Origin of the sequence: Streptomyces thermospinosisporus, assembly GCF_039526425.1 — a bacterium.
Classification (GTDB): Bacteria; Actinomycetota; Actinomycetes; order Streptomycetales; family Streptomycetaceae; genus Streptomyces; species Streptomyces thermocarboxydovorans.
Map to the genome: position 1 here is coordinate 23,731 of NZ_BAAAIZ010000116.1, position 17,197 is coordinate 40,927.

The window sequence follows — 17,197 nt, forward strand, 5'->3', positions numbered from 1 at the left end:
ACCGAGGGGGCGCGGTCCGGGCCGCCGCGCCGTGCCGCCCTCGCCGGCCTCACCGACCAGTGGCTCACCGGGCTGTTCGCCGCGGGCGCGCCGCAGCCGCGCGGGGTGTCCCTGGTCGCCGTCGGCGGCTACGGGCGCGCGGAGCTGTCCCCGCGCAGCGACCTCGACCTGCTCCTGCTGCACGACGGCAGCGACCCCAAGGGCGTCGCCGCCCTCGCCGACCGGCTCTGGTACCCCGTCTGGGACCTCGGCCTCGCCCTTGACCACTCGGTGCGCACCCCCGCCGAGGCCCGCAAGACCGCCGGCGGCGACCTCAAGGTCCAGCTCGGCCTGCTGGACGCCCGGCACATCGCCGGAGACCTGGGCCTGACCACCTCACTGCGCACCGCCGTGCTCGCCGACTGGCGCAACCAGGCCCCCAAACGCCTGCCCCAGCTGCGGGAACTGTGCGCCGAGCGCGCCGAGCGCGCGGGCGAGCTGCAGTACCTGCTGGAACCCGACCTCAAGGAGGCCCGCGGCGGGCTGCGCGACGCCACCGCGCTGCGCGCCGTGGCCGCCTCGTGGCTCGCCGACGCCCCACGCGAGGGCCTCGACGAGGCCCGCCGCAGGCTCCTCGACGTCCGCGACGCACTGCATCTGACCACCGGCCGCGCCACCGACCGGCTGGCACTCCAGGAGCACGACCAGGTCGCCGCCGAACTCGGCGTGCTCGACGCCGACGCCCTGCTGCGCCAGGTCTACGAGGCGGCCCGCGTCATCGCCTACGCCTCCGACGTCACCTGGCGCGAGGTGGGCCGCGTGCTGCGCTCGCGCGCCGTACGGCCCCGGCTGCGGGCCATGTTCGGCGGCGGCAAGCCGGTCCCCGAGCGGTCCCCGCTCGCCGAGGGGGTCGTGGAGCAGGAGGGCGAGGTGGTGCTCGCCCGCACCGCACGCCCCGAACGCGACCCGGTCCTGCCGCTGCGCGCCGCGGCCGCCGCCGCGCAGGCCGGGCTGCCGCTCTCCCTGCACGCCGTGCGGCGCCTCGCCGCCACCGTGCGCCCCCTGCCCACGCCCTGGCCGGCCGAGGCCCGCGAGCAGCTGATCACCCTGCTCGGCTCCGGCCGCCCCACCATCGAGGTGTGGGAGGCGCTGGAGGCCGAGGGCCTGATCAGCCGCCTGCTGCCCGACTGGGAACGGGTCCGCTGCCGCCCGCAGCGCAACGCCGTCCACCTGTGGACCGTCGACCGGCACCTGATCGAGACCGCCGTGCGCGCCTCCGCGCTCACCCGCCGCGTCAGCCGCCCCGACCTGCTCCTTGTCGCCGCGCTGCTGCACGACATCGGCAAGGGCTGGCCCGGCGACCACTCGGTGGCGGGGGAGACCATCGCCCGCGACGTGGCCGCCCGCATCGGCTTCGACCAGCGCGACGTGGCGGTGATCGCCACCCTGGTGCGCCGGCATCTGCTGCTGGTGGAGACCGCGACCCGGCGCGACCTCGACGATCCGGCCACCGTCCGCGCGGTCGCCGACGCCGTCGGCTCCCAGAGCACCCTGGAGCTGCTGCATGCCCTCACCGAGGCCGACGCCCTGGCCACCGGGCCGGCCGCCTGGTCCTCCTGGCGCGCCACGCTCGTCACCGACCTGGTCAAACGCGTCTCGGCGCTGCTCTCCGGGGACGAGCCGGACGACCCCGGGGACGCGGCGACCACCGCGGAGCAGGAACGCCTGGCCCTGGAGGCGGCGGCCACCGGCGGCCCCGTGCTGGCCCTGAGGGCCCAGCCGGAGCAGCCCGCCGGGCCGGAGCAGCCCGCCGGGCCGGAGCAGCCCGGCGAGGAGGAGAAGCCCGGCGAGCCGGAGCCGCTCGGCGTGGAGCTGCTCGTCGCGGTGCCCGACCAGCCGGGCGTGCTGCCCGCGGTGGCCGGAGTGCTCGCCATGCACCGCCTGACCGTGCGCACCGCCGAGCTGCGCGCCGTCACCCTCCCCGACGGCGTCGACGGCCGGGTGCTCCTGCTCGACTGGCGGGTCGCCGCCGAGTACGGCTCGCTGCCGCAGGCCGCCCGGCTCCGCTCCGACCTGGTGCGCGCCCTGGACGGCACCCTGGACATCGCGGCCCGCCTCGCCGAACGCGACGCCGCCTACCCGCGCCGCCGCGGCGTCGTCCCGCCCCCGCCCCGGGTGACCGTCGCCCCCGCCGCCTCCCGCCTGGCCACCGTCATCGAGGTGCGCGCCCAGGACGCCCCCGGCCTGCTGTTCCGCATCGGCCGCGCCCTGGAGGACGCGGGCGTGCGGGTGCGCAGCGCGCATGTGAGCACCCTGGGCGCGAACGCCGTGGACGCGTTCTACGTCACAGGGCCGGAAGGCGCCCCACTGCCGGGGGAGGAGGCCGTCACGGTGGCGGGCAAACTGGAACAGACCCTGCGTGGGTGACGACACCCCCGGCGACTTGTGCCGCCGGGATACCCTTGAGGGCGATTCCCTAGCCATCGACTCCGAGGACCGACGCCGCCGTGTTCGATACTCTCTCCGATCGCCTCTCAGCGACCTTCAAGAACTTGCGCGGCAAGGGGCGCTTGAGCGAAGCGGACATCGACGCCACGGCGCGCGAGATCCGTATCGCGCTCCTTGAAGCGGACGTGGCCCTGCCCGTCGTCCGTTCCTTCATCAAGGCCGTCAAGGAGCGCGCCCTCGGCGCCGAGGTCTCCAAGGCGCTCAACCCCGCCCAGCAGGTCCTCAAGATCGTCAACGAGGAACTCGTCACCATCCTCGGCGGCGAGACCCGGCGCCTGCGCTTCGCCAAGCAGCCGCCGACCGTGATCATGCTGGCCGGTCTGCAGGGTGCCGGTAAGACCACCCTCGCGGGCAAGCTCGGCAAGTGGCTCAAGGACCAGGGCCACTCCCCGCTGCTGGTGGCCGCCGACCTCCAGCGGCCCAACGCCGTCAACCAGCTCAGCGTCGTCGCCGAGCGCGCCGGCGTCGCGGTCTACGCGCCCGAGCCGGGCAACGGCGTCGGCGACCCGGTCAAGGTCGCCAAGGACTCCGTCGACTACGCGAAGTCCAAGCTCCACGACATCGTCATCGTCGACACCGCCGGCCGCCTGGGCATCGACCAGGAGATGATGCAGCAGGCCGCCGACATCCGGGACGCGATCTCGCCCGACGAGATCCTCTTCGTCGTCGACGCGATGATCGGTCAGGACGCGGTCAACACCGCCGAGGCATTCCGCGACGGCGTCGGCTTCGACGGCGTGGTGCTCTCCAAGCTCGACGGCGACGCCCGCGGTGGTGCCGCGCTCTCCATCCGCCAGGTCACCGGCAAGCCGATCATGTTCGCGTCGAACGGCGAGAAGCTCGACGACTTCGACGCCTTCCACCCGGACCGGATGGCCTCCCGCATCCTCGACATGGGTGACCTGCTCACCCTGATCGAACAGGCGGAGAAGACGTTCAGCCAGGAAGAGGCCGCCAGGATGGCCTCCAAGCTGGCGTCCAAGAAGGGCCAGGACTTCACCCTGGACGACTTCCTGGCCCAGATGGAGCAGGTCCGCAAGATGGGCTCCATCTCCAAGCTGCTCGGCATGCTCCCGGGCATGGGCCAGATCAAGGACCAGATCAACAACCTCGACGAGCGGGACGTCGACCGCACCGCCGCGATCATCAAGTCGATGACCCCGGCCGAGCGCCAGGACCCGACCATCATCAACGGCTCGCGCCGCGCCCGTATCGCCCGCGGCTCCGGCGTCGAGGTGAGCGCGGTGAAGAACCTCGTCGAGCGGTTCTTCGAGGCCCGCAAGATGATGTCCCGCATGGCCCAGGGCGGCATGCCGGGGATGCCCGGGATGCCCGGCATGCCGGGGATGGGTGGCGGTCCCGGCCGGTCGAAGAAGAAGCAGAAGCCGGCCAAGGGCAAGCAGCGCTCCGGCAATCCGATGAAGCGCAAGCAGCAGGAGCAGGAGGCCGCCGCGCGCCGCGCCGCCGCGGCCGAGGGCGCGAGCCCCTTCGGCCTGCCACAGCAGGGCGCCAAGGACTTCGAGCTCCCGGAGGAGTTCAAGAAGTTCATGGGCTGAGGCCCGCGGGACGGTCGCCCAGGGCCTTTCGTTCGGATCGGCCAGCCCCCGCGTCCGCGGGCTGATCCGAACGACAGGCAGCGTTGCCCGCCTGGCTGGACTGGTACAACTACCACCGACCCCACACCGGCATCAGCGGCCACACCCCAGCCAGCCGCGTCACCAACCTGTCGGAACAGCACACCTAGCCGACACCTAGCCGGTCCGTGCGATCAGATAGCGGAAGATGTTCGGCATCCACACCGTGCCGTCCGGCCGCCGGTACGGGTGCAGCGCCTCGGTCAGCTCCTTGTCGACCTGCACCTGATCGGTGGCGCTGAGCGCCGCGTCGAACAGCCCCGTCGACTTCAGGCCGCGCACCGCGCTGTCGACATCGGCATACCCGAAGGGGCAGGCCACCCGGCCGGAGCCGTCCGGCCGCAGCCCGGCCCGCTGGGCGACCTCCTCCAGGTCGTCCCGGTGCGCCGGACGCCAGGCGCTGCGCAGCGGCTCCGCCGGCTCGGTGGCCACCCGGAGCACGGACGCCGTGGTGCAGCGCTCCGGCGGACCCCAGCCGGCCAGCACCACGGCCGCTCCGCGCTCGGCGAGCGGCGTCGCCTCGGCGAGCAGCTCACCCAGCCCCTCCGCGTCCCCCGAGCGGCAGCCGATCGGCTCGAAGGCGGTGACCACGTTGTATCCGCCGGTCTCCGGGCGGGCGGCGGCCCGCACCGGACCGTCCACGATCCGGGTCTCGGCCCGCGCCGGAGCCTCACGGTCGTCCGGGAGCAGCCGCTGCCGCGCGAGGTCCAGCCGGTCGGCGGAGGTGTCGACACCGGTGATCGAGGCACCCCGGGAGGCCGCCATCAGCAGCGCCAGCCCGGACCCGCAGCCGAGGCCCAGCAGACGGGTCGCCGCTCCCACGTCCAGGCGCTCGTAGACGGCCTCGATGAGCGGTACGAGCATCCGCTCCTGGATCTCGGACCAGTCACGCGCGCGTGCACGCAGGTCCACACGGGGGCGGGCCCCCGCGTGAGGCGGATGCTGCCGCACGAGCGTAGGTGTCATAGGTAAGCGCCCCAATCAGCCGAGAGTTGCCGCCGTGCCCGATTCCTTGGCCCCCGTGCAGTGCGCTCGCACTACCCCCGTATGTCAGGTAACTCCCGCCCGGACCCGGCGTCCAGTGGAATGCGGGGGCGGCTTGGGAGTAGCTCGTGCCACTGGCAAGAATTCACATTCCGGAAATCCGGCGGCATCCTCCCCGCGCCGGAGGAGGGGGCCGGTGCCGGGCGCCGGGAGAGGACCCGGTAATCTCCCGGCCTGAGGGCATCCCGTACGAGATGTGCCCCTGAGCCGCGAGAGCGACCGAAAACACCTCTTGCGCACCGCGGCGTCACCGCCGCCCCGGCGTGCGGACACCGCCTACACGCCGCGCCGTACGTCAGCCTACGCACCGGCTTGTGGCGAGCTGCGAGGCTTCTCCGCAGATCAACGCACCCGCCCTCGTCGGGACGCATCAGCGGCAACTGACGGGTACGTGCAAATTATTTGGGATGCCCCGGAATCGGAACACAGAGGCACCCAGGCTCGTTGTCATTACGTGAGCACGACACAGACACCACCTGTACTCGCCGCAGAGCTGGCGCAGGCGTGGGCCGACATTCAGCGGCACCACCCCGAGCTGCCCGATCTGGCCGCGCCCGAGTCCCTGATCGGGGAGTCGTCGTCCGCGTGCGGTCACGAACTCTCCTTCGAGCGACTGCTGCATGAGGCAGTCCATGGCATCGCCGCCGCGCGCGGCGTGCGCGACACATCCCGAGCCGGCCGGTACCACAACCGCCGCTTCCTCGCGATCGCCGAGGAGCTGGGGCTTGACCACCCCGAGGAGCCGCATCCCAGCAGCGGCTTCTCGCTGGTCACGCTCACGCCCGAGGCGAAGCGGCGGTACCGTTCGACGATCGAGCGGCTGCACCGCGCCCTGAAGGCGCACTCCGCGGCCACGGCGGGTGACAGCGCCCGCAGCTTCCGGGGCCCGGCCGCCCGGCACGGCTCCTCCGGAGGCGGCGTGCGCGTCAAGGCCGTCTGCGACTGCGGCCGCAACGTCCGCGTGGTCCCGTCGGTCCTCGCCCAGGCCCCCATCGTCTGCGGCGGCTGCGGCAAGCCGTTCCGCATCCCGGAGGTAGCAGGCGCGGCCTGACGCCAGGCGAAGTCCCCCGGTATCTCGTGGCTACCGGACGACCCACCCTGACGTCACTCCCGCCCGAGGCGGGCGGGGCTTTGCTCCCCCCGGAGCCTCCCGGCTCCGCCCGCCCCGGACCGCGTCCCTCAACCCCGACGGCCCCTCGGGCCGCCGGGGCGCTCACGCCTGCCGTTCTCGCGGGCCCAGGCCCCGCGTCGGCTGCTCTGGCGGGCGTGCGCCCGCCCCACGAGTCGCGCCGCAGGGCGGCGGCATCCGCCCCGCCGTGGGCCGTCGCGCCGCGGGCCGAGCCGCACACTTCACGCCGCCTTCGCGACACGTCGCCGGGGCGCCTGCGAGGACCACACTCGTGACGCAGGCCCGGGCTACGCCCCTTCGTGGGCAGCTGTGCCGCGGGCCGAGCCGTGCGCTCGGCCGGCCTGCCTGAGTCCGCAGTGGAAGAGGCACTCGCCAGTGGAAGAGGCACTCGCCCGCTCTCCCGCAAGCAACCACGCCGGGGCCTGGTCGTGCCTCTTGCGCGGCGGGTCGGTCCGCAGGCCTTCGCCCGTCCGCGGGCAGCCGTGCCCGCCCGTCCGCGGGCAGCCGTGCCCGCCCGTCCGCGGGCGGCCGCGCCGGGGCCTGGTCGTGCCTCTTGCGCGGCGGGTCGGTCCGCAGGTCTACGCCCGACTGCGGGCAGCCATGCCCGTCAACCCGCGGGCAGTCGTGCCGCCCGGGGCGATGGGGGGTCCCCCCGCTCGAGCGAAGCCGAGAGTGGGGGAGGGCGGGCGCGGGCGGCACCCCGTCGGCGCCGGGCTGCGCGACCCACCCCCGGCCCGCGGCAACACCGCTCACCGGCTCGACCCGCGGCAACACCGCTCACCGACTCGATCAGCCCCCGACTCGACCGACCCCCGGCCCGCCAGAACCCAGCGCACCAATTCGACCGACCCCCGGCCCACAGCAACACCGCGAACCCACCCGACCGACCCCCCGCCCACCCCAACCCCCGAACCGATCAAGCCAACCCCACCCTCGCCCACCCCCTCGGCCAAGCAGCCCCGCAGGGTATGGCACAATGGCTAGCTGTACTCGACAGCCGCACAGGACCCCTCTCTCCTCCGGCTGACGCGTCCATCGGGCACTCGGGTACCGCAACCCCACGCGGCCAACTCGCCGTGCCCAACCACGTCAAATCCAGGAGAACCCACTCCCGTGGCAGTCAAGATCAAGCTGAAGCGTCTGGGCAAGATCCGTTCGCCTCACTACCGCATCGTCGTCGCCGACTCCCGTACCCGCCGTGACGGCCGGGCCATCGAGGAGATCGGCAAGTACCACCCGACGTACAACCCGTCGGTGATCGAGGTCGACAGCGAGCGTGTGGCGTACTGGCTCTCCGTCGGCGCCCAGCCGACCGAGCCCGTGCTCGCCATCCTCAAGAAGACCGGCGACTGGCAGAAGTTCAAGGGCGAGCCCGCCCCGGCGCCTCTGCTGCAGCCGGAGGAGAAGCCCGCTCGCCCGTCGTTCGAGGCGCTCACCGGCGAGGACGAGGGCAAGGGTGAGGCGATCACCCCGAAGAAGAAGGCTGAGAAGAAGGACGAGGCCCAGGCCGAGTCCGCGTCGACCGAGGCCTGAGCATGCTCGAGGAGGCTCTCGAGCACCTCGTGAAGGGCATCGTCGACAACCCTGACGATGTGCAGGTCGCCTCGCGCAACCTGCGTCGTGGACGTGTGCTCGAGGTCCGGGTCCACCCGGACGACCTCGGCAAGGTGATCGGCCGCAACGGCCGCACCGCACGCGCTCTGCGTACCGTCGTGGGCGCCATCGGCGGCCGCGGGATCCGAGTCGACCTCGTCGACGTGGATCACGTCCGCTGACGCTTATCGCATCCGGCTCGGGCCGGGGAGGGCCGAAGGGCCCTCCCCGGCCCGCAGTCGTACCGGCGCCCTCGCGGCAGCCGGCCGTAGATCAGGAGAACCAAGCACCGTGCAGCTGGTAGTCGCTCGCATCGGCCGCGCCCACGGCATCAAGGGCGAGGTCACCGTCGAGGTGCGCACCGACGAGCCGGAACTGCGGCTCGCCCCCGGCGCCGTCCTGGCCACCGACCCGCCGTCCGCCGGGCCGCTGACCATCGAGTCGGGCCGCGTGCACAGCGGCCGCCTCCTGCTGCGCTTCGAGGGCGTGCGCGACCGCAACGCCGCCGAGGCGCTGCGCAACACCCTCCTGATCGCCGAGGTCGACCCGGACGAGCTGCCCGAGGAGGAGGACGAGTACTACGACCACCAGCTGATCGACCTCGACGTCGTCACCAAGGACGGCGAGACGGTCGGCCGGATCAGCGAGATCTCGCACCTGCCCACCCAGGACCTGTTCGTCGTCGAACGCCCGGACGGCAGCGAGGTGTTCGTGCCGTTCGTCGCGCAGATCGTCACCGAGATCGACCTGGAGAATCAGCGGGCGGTCATCGACCCGCCCCCGGGACTCGTCGACGACCGCGCGGAGATCGCCTCCTCCCGTGACGAGGACGCCGGCGCATGAGGCTCGACGTCGTCACGATCTTCCCCGAGTACCTCGAACCGCTGAACGTCTCCCTCGTCGGCAAGGCACGCGCCCGCGGACAGCTCGACGTCCACGTCCACGACCTGCGCACCTGGACCTACGACCGGCACCACACCGTGGACGACACCCCCTACGGCGGCGGCCCCGGCATGGTGATGAAGACCGAGCCCTGGGGCGAGGCGCTGGACACGGTGCTGGCGGACGGCTACGAGACCGGCTCCCACCGGCCGGCCCTGATCGTGCCCACCCCCAGCGGCCGCCCCTTCACCCAGGAGCTCGCCGTCCACCTCTCCGAGCGCCCCTGGCTGATCTTCACCCCGGCCCGCTACGAGGGCATCGACCGCCGGGTCGTCGACGAGTACGCCACCCGCATGCCCGTCTACGAGGTGTCCATCGGCGATTACGTGCTGGCCGGCGGCGAGGCCGCCGTGCTCGTCATCACCGAGGCCGTGGCCCGGCTGCTGCCCGGCGTCCTCGGCAACGCCGACTCGCACCGCGACGACTCCTTCGCACCCGGCGCCATGGCCAACCTCCTCGAGGGCCCCGTCTACACCAAGCCGCCCGTCTGGCGCGGCCGGGAGATCCCCGAGGTGCTGCTCAGCGGCCACCACGCCCGCATCGCCCGCTGGCGGCGCGACGAGGCGCTGCGCCGCACCACCGCCAACCGGCCCGACCTCATCGAACGCTGCGACCCCAAGGCGTTCGACAAGAAGGACCGCGAGATGCTGTCCATCCTCGGCTGGGAACCGGACCCGGCAGGGGAGCCCTACGGTCGATTTTGGCGCAGGACCGGCGGCGTGGAAGAATAGGCCGCTGCTGTGCGTCGTCCGGCGTGCGCCCCTGCCGCAGGGGGACACGACGCCCGCCCGGGACCGCACCTCTGTGATCCGATTCCTAGTTGCCGTTGATGACCTGCGGCATCAACGAAGAAAGCAGACGAAATGTCTCACCTGCTCGACTCCGTCGACTCCGCGTCGCTGCGCAGCGACATCCCGGACTTCCGTCCCGGTGACACCGTCAACGTCCACGTGCGCGTCATCGAGGGCAACCGCTCCCGTGTGCAGCAGTTCAAGGGCGTGGTGATCCGCCGCCAGGGTTCCGGCGTGCGCGAGACCTTCACGGTCCGCAAGGTCTCCTTCTCCGTCGGCGTCGAGCGCACCTTCCCGGTGCACACCCCGATCGTGGAGAAGATCGAGCTCGTCACCAAGGGTGACGTCCGCCGCGCCAAGCTGTACTACCTGCGTGACCTGCGCGGCAAGGCCGCGAAGATCAAGGAGAAGCGCGAGAGCTGAGCGCCTGCGCTTTCCCCCGGTGACAGCGGGGCCGGATAGCATCTGGCTCCGATGGACACCGAAGCACAGCAGACGGAGCGCGACCGCTCCTCCCGCCCGGACGACCACGAGGAGACCTCGGGGACGCCGGGCCCGGAGGGCCGGTCGCGTTCCGCGTTGCTGTCGCGCCTCGCGGATCACGTCCCCGGCGGGCGGATCACCCTGGCCGTGCTGCTCTGCCTGCTGACCGTGCTGGGGCTGAACACCCTCGTCGTCCGTCCGTTCCAGATCCCCAGCGGGTCGATGGAACCGGGATTGAGGGTCGGAGACCGTGTTCTCGTAAATAAGTTGGCATACCGTTTCGGAGCAGGGCCGCAGCGCGGAGACGTGATTGTGTTCGACGGCTCCGGGTATTTCGGGGAGGCCGACTACGTCAAGCGCGTCGTCGGCGTGGGCGGTGACCATGTGGTCTGCTGCGACCAGGAGGGGAGGATCCGGGTGAACGGCCGTGCGGTCGACGAGGCGGGCTTGCTGTTCCCCGGCGACAGCCCCTCGACGGTGCGTTTCGACGTGGTGGTGCCCGAAGGACGCCTGTTCGTCCTCGGCGACCACCGCGCCGAGTCCCGCGACTCCCGCGATCACCTCGGCTCGCCCGGCGGCGGCATGATCCCCGAGGACAGGGTGATCGGCCGGGCCGACGGGATCGTCTGGCCGTTCGACCGCGCCACGCGGCTGCACCGGCCGGACGCCTACGCGCAGGTGCCCTCCGCCGCGGCGGACCGGGCGGCCACCGCGGGAGGCGCGCATGGGTAGCCGCGGAAGGCCGCGCGGCGTCCCGGCGGGCGCCGCGGAGAACCTGCTCCCCACCGGTGCCCGCCGGCCGGCCGCTCCCGCCCGCGGGCGCAGCCGCGCCGAGCGCCGCAAGCTGCAGCGCAAGGTCAAGCGGCGCCGCAGGCGCAGCGCGGTCAAGGAGATACCCCTCCTCATCGGCGTCGCCGTGCTGATCGCGCTGGTGCTGAAGACCTTCCTCGTGCAGGCCTTCGTCATCCCGTCCGGCTCCATGGAGCAGACGATCCAGATCGGCGACCGGGTCCTGGTCGACAAGCTCACCCCCTGGTTCGGGTCCAAGCCGCAGCGCGGGGACGTCGTGGTCTTCAAGGACCCGGGCGGCTGGCTGCGGGACGAGCAGACCGCGCCGAAGAAGGAGGACCCCGTCGGGATCAAGCAGATCAAGGACGGGCTCACCTTCATCGGGCTGCTGCCGTCCGACAACGAGAAGGACCTGATCAAGCGGGTCATCGGCGTCGGCGGCGACCGCGTCCAGTGCTGTGACCCGCAGGGCCGGGTCACCGTCAACGGCGTACCGCTGAACGAGGACTACCTGTACCCGGGCAACGCCCCCTCCACCACGCCCTTCGACATCACCGTGCCCGAGGGGCGGCTGTGGGTGATGGGTGACCACCGGGCCGACTCCGCCGACTCCCGCTCCCACATCGACACCGACTACGGCGGCACCGTCTCCGAGGACGAGGTGGTCGGCCGCGCCATGGTCATCGCCTGGCCGCTCGGCCGCTGGAGCACCCTGGAGGAGCCGAAGACCTACGCCTCGGTGACCGACCCGGCCGCCGGGTCCACGGCCACCGGCCCGTCGTCGCATAGGGTTGCCTCCGACGATCCGAACGGAATCGCTCAGCTCCCGAGCCCTGCGGAACTCCCGCTCGTTATGGGAGTGGTGGGCCTGCGTCGTGGATGGGGCAGGCGGCGGCACAGAGTAAGGAGTTGGCGTGGGGGATGTGGCGGTAGGCGCACGGTCCGGACAGGGCGGCGGCGAGGAGAACCGCGGAGGCTCCGTGGAGTCCGTCCGGGCCGCGGACGGTCCCATGACCGGCGGGAATGACATCCCGGGTGCGAGCGGCGGCGGCCCGGCCGGCGCGCAGCCCCCGACGGCGGAAGGCGGCGGGAGAGGCGACGCGCCCAAGGCGAAGAAGCCGCGCTCCTTCTGGAAGGAGCTGCCCATCCTGATCGGTATCGCGCTGGTGCTGGCGCTGCTGATCAAGACATTTCTGGTGCAGGCGTTCTCGATCCCCTCCGACTCGATGCAGAACACCCTCCAGCAGGGTGACCGGGTCCTGGTCGACAAGCTCACCCCGTGGTTCGGGGCCGAGCCGGAGCGCGGCGAGGTCGTGGTCTTCCACGACCCGGACAACTGGCTGGCGGGCGAGCCGACGCCCACGCCCAACCCGCTCCAGCGGGTGCTCAGCTGGGTCGGCCTGATGCCGTCCTCGGAGGAGAAGGACCTGATCAAGCGGGTCGTCGGCGTCGGAGGCGACACCATCGAGTGCAAGGGCACCGGCCCGCTGAAGGTCAACGGCAAGGCGCTGAACGAGCCGTACGTCTACCCAGGCAACACCCCGTGCAGCCAGGACGACCAGGGCGGCCAGTTCAAGGTGAAGGTTCCCGAGGGCCACATCTGGGTCATGGGCGACCACCGGCAGAACAGCCGCGACTCGCGCTACAACCGGGCCGACAAGAACAACGGCATGGTCCCGGTGAAGGACGTGGTCGGCCGGGCCATCGTCATCGCCTGGCCGGTCAGCCGCTGGGACACCCTGCCGGTGCCGGACACCTTCGAGCAGCCGGGCATCGGCACGCAGACGTCGGCCGCGGCCGCCCTCACCGTGGCGCCGCAGGGGCTGGCGCTCGCGGGTGCGGTGCCGCTGGTGCTGTGGCGGCGCCGGCGGCGTGCGGACCGTTCGGCCGGCTGAGCCGTCCGGGGCCCGTTGAGCCCGTCCCGGGGAGGCCCTGCCCGGGGCGGGGTCTTGACCCGGTGATGGGCTGACCGGGCCTGGTACCGCCGGGTAGGGTGCGGCCCATGAGTGGTCAGAGCACGACACGTACGGCCTCCGTCGGCAGCACCGGCACCAAGCCGGCGGGCAGCCGCCTCGGGCAGCGGCTGTCGGGAGTGGCCGTGGCGCTGGGCATGGTGCTGTTCCTCGGCGGCTTCGCCTGGGCGGCCGTCGTGTACCGGCCGTACACCGTGCCCACCACGTCCATGACGCCGACCATCGGCGCCGGCGACCGGGTGCTGGCGCAGCGCGTCGACGCCGACGACATCCGGCGCGGCGACGTCGTGGTCTTCAACGAGGCGACCTGGGCGGACGTGCCCGTGGTCAAGCGTGTGGTCGCCGTCGGCGGGGACACCGTCTCCTGCTGTCAGGGCGGCAAGCTGAAGGTCAACAGCAAGGAGATCGACGAACCGTATCTCGCCGAGGACACCGCCGACCGGCTGGCGAACTTCCCGTCGGTGACCGTGCCCGAGGGCAGGCTGTTCCTGCTCGGTGACGAGCGGTCCGGCTCGGTGGACTCCACCGCCCACCTCACCGACGCGGCCAACGGCACGGTGTCCCGCAAGGCCGTGCAGGGCCGGGTCGAGGCCGTGGTCTGGCCGATGAACGGCATGCTGCCGGCCCCCAGCGGCTTCGAAAAGCTCGGCCCGGTCTCGCAGCCGGGACCGCTGCCCACCATGGTCGCGCTGGTGATCGCCGGGACCGTGCTGATCCTCGGCGGGGCGGCCTACGGTCCGCTCGCCAAGCGGTCCGCTGCCTCCCGCGCCCGGATGCGGGCGAACGCGGAGCCGGCCCGTGGCCACTGACCCGGCCGCCCCGGTGGCCGACACCTACGAGGGCGGACTGCGCAAGGTCGCCCGAGTGGTGCTGCTCGACCCGCAGGACCGCATTCTGCTGCTGCACGGCCACGAACCGGGCAACCCGGCCGACGACTGGTGGTTCACCCCCGGCGGGGGCGTCGAGGGCGACGAGACCCGTGAACAGGCCGCCTTGCGGGAACTCGCCGAGGAGACCGGCATCACCGACGTGGAGCTCGGTCCGGTGCTGTGGCGGCGCAGGTGCTCCTTCCCGTTCGCCGGCCGCCGCTGGGACCAGGACGAGTGGTACTACCTGGCCCGGACCTCGCAGACGGCCACCGCCGCCACGGCGCTGACCGAGCTGGAGCGGCGCAGCGTCGCCGGTGCGCGCTGGTGGACGTGCCCGGAACTGAGCCGGGCGCATGAGACGGTGTATCCGACCAGACTCGCCGAGCTGCTGCGCACGCTGCTCGACGAAGGTCCCCCCGCCGGACCCGTGATCCTGGACACCGAAATCGTCTAGGGGCTCACGGGACTGGCGCACAATGGTGGGATCGCACGGCTGAAGGGGAACATGCCATGAGCGCCGAGGACCTCGAGAAGTACGAGACCGAGATGGAGCTCAAGCTCTACCGGGAGTACCGCGATGTCGTCGGTCTGTTCAAATACGTGATCGAGACCGAGCGGCGCTTCTATCTGACCAACGACTACGAGATGCAGGTGCACTCGGTCCAGGGCGAGGTCTTCTTCGAGGTCTCGATGGCGGACGCGTGGGTGTGGGACATGTACCGGCCGGCCCGCTTCGTGAAGCAGGTGCGCGTACTGACGTTCAAGGACGTGAACATCGAGGAGCTCAACAAGAGCGATCTGGAGCTGCCCAGCGGCTGAAGGGGTCAGCCCGGAGGGTGATCAGCAGGTGATCGGAGTCAGCCCGGAGTGGCCTGGGTCAGCTGGAAGGGTGACGGAGTTGTCCACAACCGCCGAGTAACGCACCAAGATCCACTCGGCGGCGGTGGGTGCGTGACCGTTGGCGCCGAGAGGTGGTGCCGACATGAACGCACAGCAGACCCGCAGGGCACTCGGCAGGTACGGCGAGACGCTGGCCGCACGAAGGCTGACGCAGGCCGGGATGACGGTCCTGGAGCGCAACTGGCGCTGCGGCAGGACCGGCGAGATCGACATCGTGGCCAGGGACGGGGACGTCCTGGTCGTCTGCGAGGTGAAGACCCGCAGGACCGGCCCCTTCCAGCACCCGATGGAGGCCATCACACCCGCCAAGGCGACCCGCCTGCGGGATCTCGCGCAACGCTGGCTCCAGCAGCACGGCGGCGCCCCACCGGGCGGCGTCCGCATCGACCTGGTCGGCATCCAGCTCCCGGCCCGCGGCGCGCCGCGCGTCGAGCACGTCCGGGGGGTGGCCTGACATGGCATTCGCCCGCACCTGCTCGGTCGCCCTGGTGGGCGTGGAGGGCGTCGTCGTGGAGGTCCAGGCCGGCCTGGAACCGGGCGTCGCGGCCTTCACCCTGGTGGGCCTCCCCGACAAGAGCCTGACCGAGAGCAAGGACCGGGTCCGCGCCGCCGTGGTGAACTCCGGAGCCCCCTGGCCGCAGAAGAAGCTCACCGTGGGCCTCAGCCCCGCGTCCGTGCCGAAGAGCGGCAGCGGCTTCGACCTCGCGGTCGCGGCAGCGGTCCTCGGAGCCGCCGAGCGGATCGACCCGCGGGTCCTCGCCGACATCGTGATGATCGGCGAGCTGGGCCTGGACGGCCGGGTCAGGCCCGTGCGGGGCGTGCTCCCGGCCGTGCTCGCCGCCGCCGACGCCGGCTACGAACAGGTCGTCGTGCCCGAGTGCGCGGCGGCGGAGGCCTCCCTGGTGCCGGGGATCTCCGTCCTCGGCATCCGCAGCCTGCGCCAGCTGATCGCGGTGCTCGCCGACGAGCCCGTCCCCGAGGAGGAGCAGCCCGAGCACGGCCGGCCCGACCCGCTGCTCGCCGGGCTCCGCGTCCCCGGCACCGGAGCCGCCACCGGCATGCACACCGTCGGCGCCGCCCAGCACGACCACGGCCACGACCTCGCCGACGTCGTCGGCCAGACCTCGGCCCGCACGGCCGTTGTGGTGGCCGCCGCCGGAGGCCACCACCTTCTCTTGGAAGGTCCGCCAGGTGCGGGCAAAACCATGCTGGCCGAGCGGCTGCCCGCGATCCTTCCCCGGCTCGACCGTCAGGAGGCACTGGAGGTCACCGCCGTCCACTCGGTGGCGGGCCTGCTGCCACCGGGCAAACCCCTGATCGACGTGCCGCCCTACTGCGCACCGCACCACTCGGCCACCATGCAGGCGCTCGTCGGCGGCGGCCACGGAACCGCCAGGCCCGGCGCGGTGTCGCTGTCTCATCGTGGCGTGCTCTTTCTGGACGAGAGCCCCGAGTTCAGCAGCCAGGCCCTGGACGCCCTCCGCCAGCCTCTGGAGGCCGGGCATGTCGTCATCGCGCGCAGCGCCGGAGTCGTCCGCTTCCCGGCGAAGTTCCTGATGGTGCTGGCCGCCAACCCCTGCCCGTGCGGGCGCTTCTCGCTCAAGGACGACCAGTGCGAGTGCCCGCCCTCGGCGATCCGCCGCTACCAGGCCCGGCTCTCCGGCCCGCTGCTGGACCGGGTGGACCTGCGCGTGGAGGTCGACCGCGTCACCCGGTCCGAACTCACCGCGACCGGTGCCCGCGGCGAATCCACCGCCCAGGTCGCCGACCGGGTGCGGGCCGCGAGGGAGCGCGCCGCCGCACGGCTCGCCGGCACCCCGTGGCGCACCAACAGCGAGATCCCCGGACGCGAGCTGCGCAGCCGCTTCCACGCCGCCCCCGGCGCCATGGACGAGGCCGAGCGGAGCCTGGAGCGCGGGGTGCTCACCGCACGCGGCATCGACCGGGTCCTGCGGGTCGCCTGGACCGTCGCCGACCTGGTCGGCCACGACCGCCCCGACGCCACGGACGTCGCCCTCGCCCTGCAGCTGCGCACCGGAGTCCCCAGGGGAGTGCCCATGGCCATCGGAGCAACGGCATGAGCCCCGCCGGACGCCTCGACGAGCTGCGCGCCCGCGTGTTCCTCACCCGCGTCGTCGAACCGGGCGACGCCACCGCCGGTCTGTGGGTGCGCGAGCTCGGGGCTCCGGAGGTGGCGGCCCGGCTGCAGGGCCACGGCCCGCCCCTGCCCGGCGTCAGCCGCAGACGGTGGGAGGGGCTGCGGGCCCGCGCCGAGCGGGCCGCACCGGACCGGGACCTCGCCGTGGCAGAGGAGGCCGGGATGCGGTTCGTGCCGCCCGGCGCGGCCGAGTGGCCCCGCCAGCTCGACGACCTCGGCGACGCCCGGCCGCTGGGCCTGTGGGTGCGCGGACCGGCCGACCTGCGGATGTGGGCGCTGCGCTCCGTCGCCGTCGTCGGCGCCCGCGCCTGCACCGAGTACGGCGCCCACATGGCCGCCACGCTCGCCGCCGACCTCGCCGAACGCGGCTGGGTCGTGGTCTCCGGCGGTGCCTACGGCATCGAC

Annotated in this window: 18 protein-coding genes and 1 pseudogene; 18 read left to right on the forward strand and 1 reads right to left on the reverse strand. The window is 72.7% G+C overall.

Translation table 11 applies throughout. The features are described from left to right. From ABD207_RS29165 to ABD207_RS29175, 3 genes and pseudogenes are all read left to right on the forward strand, one after another. Window positions 1-2,406: [protein-PII] uridylyltransferase (locus ABD207_RS29165; protein WP_344016238.1), on the forward strand; the 2,406-nt coding region annotated here is incomplete at its 5' end. Window positions 2,407-2,486: 80 nt separating this feature from the next. Further along, entirely contained in the window at window positions 2,487-4,043 is a 1,557-nt protein-coding gene (gene ffh / locus ABD207_RS29170) for a signal recognition particle protein (RefSeq protein WP_344016239.1), read from the forward strand. 80 nt (window positions 4,044-4,123) lie between these two features. Beyond that, window positions 4,124-4,231, forward strand: a pseudogene (locus ABD207_RS29175) (IS481 family transposase); the annotation flags it as partial. Between the two features lie 7 nt (window positions 4,232-4,238). Here ABD207_RS29175 and ABD207_RS29180 read toward each other — a convergent pair. After that, entirely contained in the window at window positions 4,239-5,087 is an 849-nt protein-coding gene (locus tag ABD207_RS29180) for a methyltransferase domain-containing protein (protein WP_344016240.1), read from the reverse strand. Between the two features lie 532 nt (window positions 5,088-5,619). Here ABD207_RS29180 and ABD207_RS29185 point away from each other — a divergent pair. The 15 genes from ABD207_RS29185 to ABD207_RS29255 form a co-directional block, all read left to right on the forward strand. Continuing rightward, window positions 5,620-6,216 (forward strand): hypothetical protein, encoded by a 597-nt coding sequence (locus ABD207_RS29185; RefSeq protein WP_167997746.1) that lies wholly within the window; start codon window positions 5,620-5,622, stop codon window positions 6,214-6,216. 1,191 nt (window positions 6,217-7,407) lie between these two features. Next, on the forward strand, window positions 7,408-7,827 hold the full coding sequence (gene rpsP, locus ABD207_RS29190) for a 30S ribosomal protein S16 (protein ID WP_167997745.1): 420 nt from the start codon (window positions 7,408-7,410) through the stop codon (window positions 7,825-7,827). A 2-nt stretch (window positions 7,828-7,829) separates the two neighbouring features. Further along, window positions 7,830-8,069, forward strand: coding sequence for an RNA-binding protein (locus tag ABD207_RS29195; RefSeq protein WP_004924853.1), 240 nt, complete (start codon window positions 7,830-7,832; stop codon window positions 8,067-8,069). Between the two features lie 109 nt (window positions 8,070-8,178). Beyond that, entirely contained in the window at window positions 8,179-8,730 is a 552-nt protein-coding gene (gene rimM / locus ABD207_RS29200; RefSeq protein ID WP_344016242.1) for a ribosome maturation factor RimM, read from the forward strand. Beyond that, the gene (gene trmD, locus ABD207_RS29205; RefSeq protein ID WP_344016243.1) at window positions 8,727-9,560 is read left to right on the forward strand and encodes a tRNA (guanosine(37)-N1)-methyltransferase TrmD; all 834 of its coding nucleotides are present in this window, start codon (window positions 8,727-8,729) and stop codon (window positions 9,558-9,560) included. The genes rimM and trmD overlap by 4 nt, the downstream gene beginning before the upstream one ends. Window positions 9,561-9,692: 132 nt before the next feature. Then, a complete protein-coding gene (gene rplS, locus ABD207_RS29210) occupies window positions 9,693-10,043 on the forward strand; it encodes a 50S ribosomal protein L19 (RefSeq protein WP_167997742.1) in 351 nt (116 codons plus the stop codon). A 51-nt stretch (window positions 10,044-10,094) separates the two neighbouring features. After that, window positions 10,095-10,835: a signal peptidase I gene (lepB, locus tag ABD207_RS29215; RefSeq protein WP_344016244.1), complete on the forward strand. Its 741-nt coding sequence runs from the start codon at window positions 10,095-10,097 to the stop codon at window positions 10,833-10,835. Next, entirely contained in the window at window positions 10,828-11,919 is a 1,092-nt protein-coding gene (lepB, locus tag ABD207_RS29220) for a signal peptidase I (RefSeq protein ID WP_344016245.1), read from the forward strand. Before lepB (ABD207_RS29215) ends, lepB (ABD207_RS29220) begins: the two co-directional genes overlap by 8 nt. After that, on the forward strand, window positions 11,807-12,787 hold the full coding sequence (gene lepB, locus ABD207_RS29225; protein ID WP_344016247.1) for a signal peptidase I: 981 nt from the start codon (window positions 11,807-11,809) through the stop codon (window positions 12,785-12,787). The genes lepB (ABD207_RS29220) and lepB (ABD207_RS29225) overlap by 113 nt, the downstream gene beginning before the upstream one ends. A gap of 107 nt (window positions 12,788-12,894) precedes the next feature. Next, window positions 12,895-13,674, forward strand: a complete 780-nt coding sequence (gene lepB / locus ABD207_RS29230; RefSeq protein WP_344016248.1) for a signal peptidase I — start codon at window positions 12,895-12,897, stop codon at window positions 13,672-13,674. Continuing rightward, complete coding sequence (locus ABD207_RS29235) at window positions 13,664-14,188, forward strand: NUDIX hydrolase (RefSeq protein ID WP_344016249.1); 525 nt, start codon at window positions 13,664-13,666, stop codon at window positions 14,186-14,188. Before lepB (ABD207_RS29230) ends, ABD207_RS29235 begins: the two co-directional genes overlap by 11 nt. 56 nt (window positions 14,189-14,244) lie before the next feature. Continuing rightward, window positions 14,245-14,553, forward strand: a complete 309-nt coding sequence (locus ABD207_RS29240) for a DUF2469 domain-containing protein (protein WP_003993268.1) — start codon at window positions 14,245-14,247, stop codon at window positions 14,551-14,553. 163 nt (window positions 14,554-14,716) lie between these two features. After that, on the forward strand, window positions 14,717-15,088 hold the full coding sequence (locus tag ABD207_RS29245; RefSeq protein WP_344016251.1) for a YraN family protein: 372 nt from the start codon (window positions 14,717-14,719) through the stop codon (window positions 15,086-15,088). Between the two features lies 1 nt (window position 15,089). Further along, the gene (locus ABD207_RS29250; RefSeq protein ID WP_344016252.1) at window positions 15,090-16,715 is read left to right on the forward strand and encodes a YifB family Mg chelatase-like AAA ATPase; all 1,626 of its coding nucleotides are present in this window, start codon (window positions 15,090-15,092) and stop codon (window positions 16,713-16,715) included. After that, the coding region (locus ABD207_RS29255; protein ID WP_344016253.1) for a DNA-processing protein DprA at window positions 16,712-17,197 on the forward strand (486 nt) is incomplete at its 3' end. The genes ABD207_RS29250 and ABD207_RS29255, both read left to right, overlap by 4 nt.